Raw genomic sequence first — 3,465 nt, 5'->3', positions numbered from 1 at the left:
GGCGCGGACCATCCGCATCCCGGTGCACATGATCGAGACGATCAACAAGATCGTCCGCACCAGCCGCCAGATGCTGCACGAGATCGGCCGCGAGCCGACCCCGGAAGAACTGGCCGAAAAGCTGGCCATGCCGCTGGAAAAGGTCCGCAAGGTCCTGAAGATCGCCAAGGAGCCGATCTCGCTCGAAACCCCCATCGGGGACGAGGAAGACAGCCACCTGGGCGACTTCATCGAGGACAAGAACGCCGTCCTGCCCATCGACGCGGCCATCCAGTCGAACCTGCGCGAGACCACAACCCGCGTGCTGGCCTCGCTGACGCCGCGCGAGGAGCGGGTTCTGCGCATGCGCTTCGGCATCGGCATGAACACCGACCACACGCTGGAAGAAGTCGGCCAGCAGTTCTCGGTGACCCGCGAACGGATCCGTCAGATCGAGGCCAAGGCGCTTCGCAAGCTGAAGCACCCGAGCCGGTCGCGCAAACTGCGGTCCTTCCTGGACAGCTAATATGATCAGGGGCGGCTCCGACGGGGCCGCCCTTTTTCTTGGCAGGCGACATGGGTCGAAAGCACGTCAACCTCGGCACGGCGCCCGCCAAGTCAGATCTGCCGCAGAAGGTCTGCGCCGCCTGCGGCCTGTCGTTCGCGTGGCGCAAGAAATGGGCGCGGGACTGGGGTGTCCGCTCGTCTTGAGGCCGTGCCTGATATCGCCGTGGTTCGCCTGGCCGAACGCGACATCGTCCGCCACCCGCTGGTCGCCTCGATGATCGGCGTCCTCTAGCCCCACGGAGTGCAGCCGGCGCCGCGAGGCGTCGGCTGCATCCTGGTTGCACCAAGAAACCAAAAGCCATTGTCCCCAAGCGCACCGCCCCGCTAAAGGTCGCGTCGCCGCTGATGAGGGATTTCGATGCGCGTAGCGATGATTGGGACGGGTTATGTGGGCCTGGTGTCCGGCGCCTGTTTCGCCGACTTCGGGCACGTCGTCACGTGCATCGACAAGGACCCGTCCAAGATCGAGCGGCTGGAGCGGGGCGAGATCCCGATCTTCGAGCCGGGGCTGGACGATCTGGTCGCGGCCAATGTGCGCGAAGGCCGGCTTTTCTTCACCCTGCGCAGGTGCGGTTCTGCTCGGACCGTTGTCGGGCAAAGGGTGCGGCGGAAAACCCGCGGTAGATGGCTCTCCGCCTCGTGACCGCGCGCGATCAGGGAATCAGATAAGCGTCCTGGCGATGTTTGCCGTGTCCCGCGCCTCACCCTTCCTGATCGCCCTCGGCGTCGTGCTGATCCTGAGCGGCTGCGTGCGGCGACCGCCCGAGCCGTTAGGGCCGTCACCCTATCCGTCGCGCACCGAGGCGCCGCTGGTCGGGGGGCTGGTGGATCGGGCCATCAATGGGGGCACGCAAGCGGCCGTGGTGCGCGAGGGGCGAGATTTGGGCAGGTGTCTGGCCGAGCTGAACGCCGCGCGGGTGCGCTTCAGCCCCGTGCCGGATCGCCAGAACACCGCGACCTGCGGTCTAAGCCAGGGCGGAGTGCTGGGCGCCGACATGGGCACGGTGGCGCGGTTGGCGCCCGGCGATGTGGAGATGACGTGCCAGACCGCGCTGGCGCTGAGCATCTGGCGTCGGCAGTCGCTGGAGCCGGCGGCGCGCGAGATCCTGGGCTCGGACGTGGTCCAGATCGATCACATGGGCGCCTACGCCTGTCGCAACGTGAACAACGGGGTCGGATCGAACCGGATCAGCGCCCATTCCCAGGCGGCGGCGCTGGACTTCGCCGGGGTGCGGCTGAGGGACGGGCGGCGGATCACGGTGACCAATGGCTGGAACGGCGACACGGCCGAGGCGCGGTTCCTGCGCCGCATCCGCGACGACGCCTGCCGCATCTTCGGCACGACGCTGAGCCCCGACTACAACGCCGTTCACTATGACCACCTGCACCTGGAGGCGACGGACACGCGGTTCTGTCGGTAGGGGCGTGACGCCACCGTAGCGCAACGCTTTGCGTCGAGGCGGATTACGCCCCTATGCGCGGTGAACTGAAGACCTATCAGGCCAAGCGGCGGTTCGGCGAGACGCCGGAGCCGAAGGGCGCCAAGGGCGGCCGTGCCAAGGGCGGTTTCCGCTATCTGATCCAGCGTCATGCGGCGACGCGCCTGCACTACGATTTCCGCATCGAGGCGGACGGGGTGCTGAAATCCTGGGCCGTGACCAAGGCGCCGTCGCGCGATACGGCGGTCAAGCGGCTGGCGGTCGAGGTCGAGGATCATCCGCTGGATTACGGATCGTTCGAGGGGACGATTCCCGACGGCAACTATGGCGCCGGCACGGTGCAGATGTGGGACGTCGGAACCTGGGAGCCGCAGGAGCCGGACCTGGAGGCGGCCTGGGCCAAGGGCCAGATCAAGATGATCCTTCACGGCGAACGGCTGAAGGGCAAATGGGCGCTGATCCGGCTGAAGAGCGACCGGGGCAAGCCGTCCAAACGCAACAACTGGCTGCTGCTGAAGGAGAAGGACGACTTCGCCGTGGCGGGGGAGGGGGATGCCCTGGCCGAGATCGACGCCTCGGTGACGACCGGGCGGTCGCTGGCCGAGATCGCGGACGGGACGAAGGAATGGACGGCGTCCAAGCCGACGGGGCGCAAGGGGCCGGCCAAGCCCAAGCCGTCAAAAGCGGCGGCGAAGTCGACCAAGCCGCCGGCCTTTGTCCCGATCCAGCTGTGCAAGGTGACCGACCATCCGCCCGGGGGGACGGGGTGGGCGCACGAGATCAAGTTCGACGGATACCGCATCCAGATCGGCGTGGGCGGCGGTCGGGCGGTCTTGAGGACGCGCAAGGGTCTGGACTGGAGCGACAGGTTCCCGGACCTGGCGGCCGACGCCGCGACCTGGCCCGATGCGGTGATCGACGGGGAGCTGTGCGCGCTGGACGACGATCATATGCCGGATTTCGGGGCGTTGCAGGCCGCGATCTCGGACGAGAAGACGGGGGGGCTGGTCTATTTCGCCTTCGACCTGCTGTTCGAGGGGGCGGAGGATCTGCGCAAACTGCCGCTGTCGCATCGCAAGGCGCGGCTGCAGGCCTATGTGGACCGGATCGGAAAGGCGGGGGCAACGCGGCTGCGCTACGTCGAGCATTTCGCCTCGACCGGGCAGGCGGTGCTGGAGAGCGCCTGTCGGATGGATCTGGAAGGGGTGATCTCCAAGAAGTTGGACGCGCCCTATCACGCCGGGCGGTCCTCGACCTGGCTGAAGTCCAAATGCCGGGGGCGCGACGAGGTGGTGATCGGCGGCTGGTCGTCGGAAGGCGGGACGCGGTTTCGGTCGCTGCTGGTGGGCGTGAAGGAAAAGGGCGGCCTGCGCTATCTGGGCCGGGTCGGCACCGGCTATGGCGAGGCGGTGACCAAGACCCTGGTTCCGGCGCTGAAGGGCGTGGCGGCGGACAGGTCGCCCTTTGTCGGGACAGGCGC

At 67.6% G+C, this 3,465-nt stretch carries 4 protein-coding genes and 2 pseudogenes; all 6 read left to right on the top strand.

Annotated elements, in window-relative coordinates:
* The coding region (locus WC555_RS15345) for a sigma-70 family RNA polymerase sigma factor (protein ID WP_373254977.1) at nucleotides 1-505 on the top strand (505 nt) is incomplete at its 5' end.
* Between the two features lie 50 nt (nucleotides 506-555).
* Nucleotides 556-690 carry a DUF2256 domain-containing protein gene (locus tag WC555_RS15340; RefSeq protein ID WP_373254976.1) on the top strand — a complete coding sequence of 45 codons (135 nt, stop codon included), beginning with the start codon at nucleotides 556-558 and terminating at the stop codon, nucleotides 688-690.
* Nucleotides 674-778, top strand: a pseudogene (locus tag WC555_RS15335) (PhoH family protein); the annotation flags it as partial. The gene WC555_RS15340 and the pseudogene WC555_RS15335, both read left to right, overlap by 17 nt.
* 126 nt (nucleotides 779-904) lie before the next feature.
* Nucleotides 905-1,108, top strand: a pseudogene (locus tag WC555_RS15330) (UDP-glucose 6-dehydrogenase); the annotation flags it as partial.
* 127 nt (nucleotides 1,109-1,235) lie between these two features.
* A complete protein-coding gene (locus WC555_RS15325) occupies nucleotides 1,236-1,967 on the top strand; it encodes an extensin family protein (RefSeq protein ID WP_373254974.1) in 732 nt (243 codons plus the stop codon).
* 53 nt (nucleotides 1,968-2,020) lie between these two features.
* A partial coding sequence (gene ligD, locus WC555_RS15320) for a non-homologous end-joining DNA ligase (RefSeq protein ID WP_373254972.1) occupies nucleotides 2,021-3,465 on the top strand: 1,445 nt, incomplete at its 3' end.

Origin of the sequence: Brevundimonas sp. (genome assembly GCF_041648615.1) — a bacterium.
GTDB lineage: Bacteria > Pseudomonadota > Alphaproteobacteria > Caulobacterales > Caulobacteraceae > Brevundimonas.
The sequence above is the reverse complement of the archived record's forward strand: the minus strand, read 5'-3'. Positions and strand labels throughout refer to the sequence as shown.

Bases quoted from the DNA above. Each gene is read 5' to 3' on its own strand.
- WC555_RS15340 (WP_373254976.1), top strand. From the start codon at position 556: ATGGGTCGAAAGCACGTCAACCTCGGCACGGCGCCCGCCAAGTCAGAT.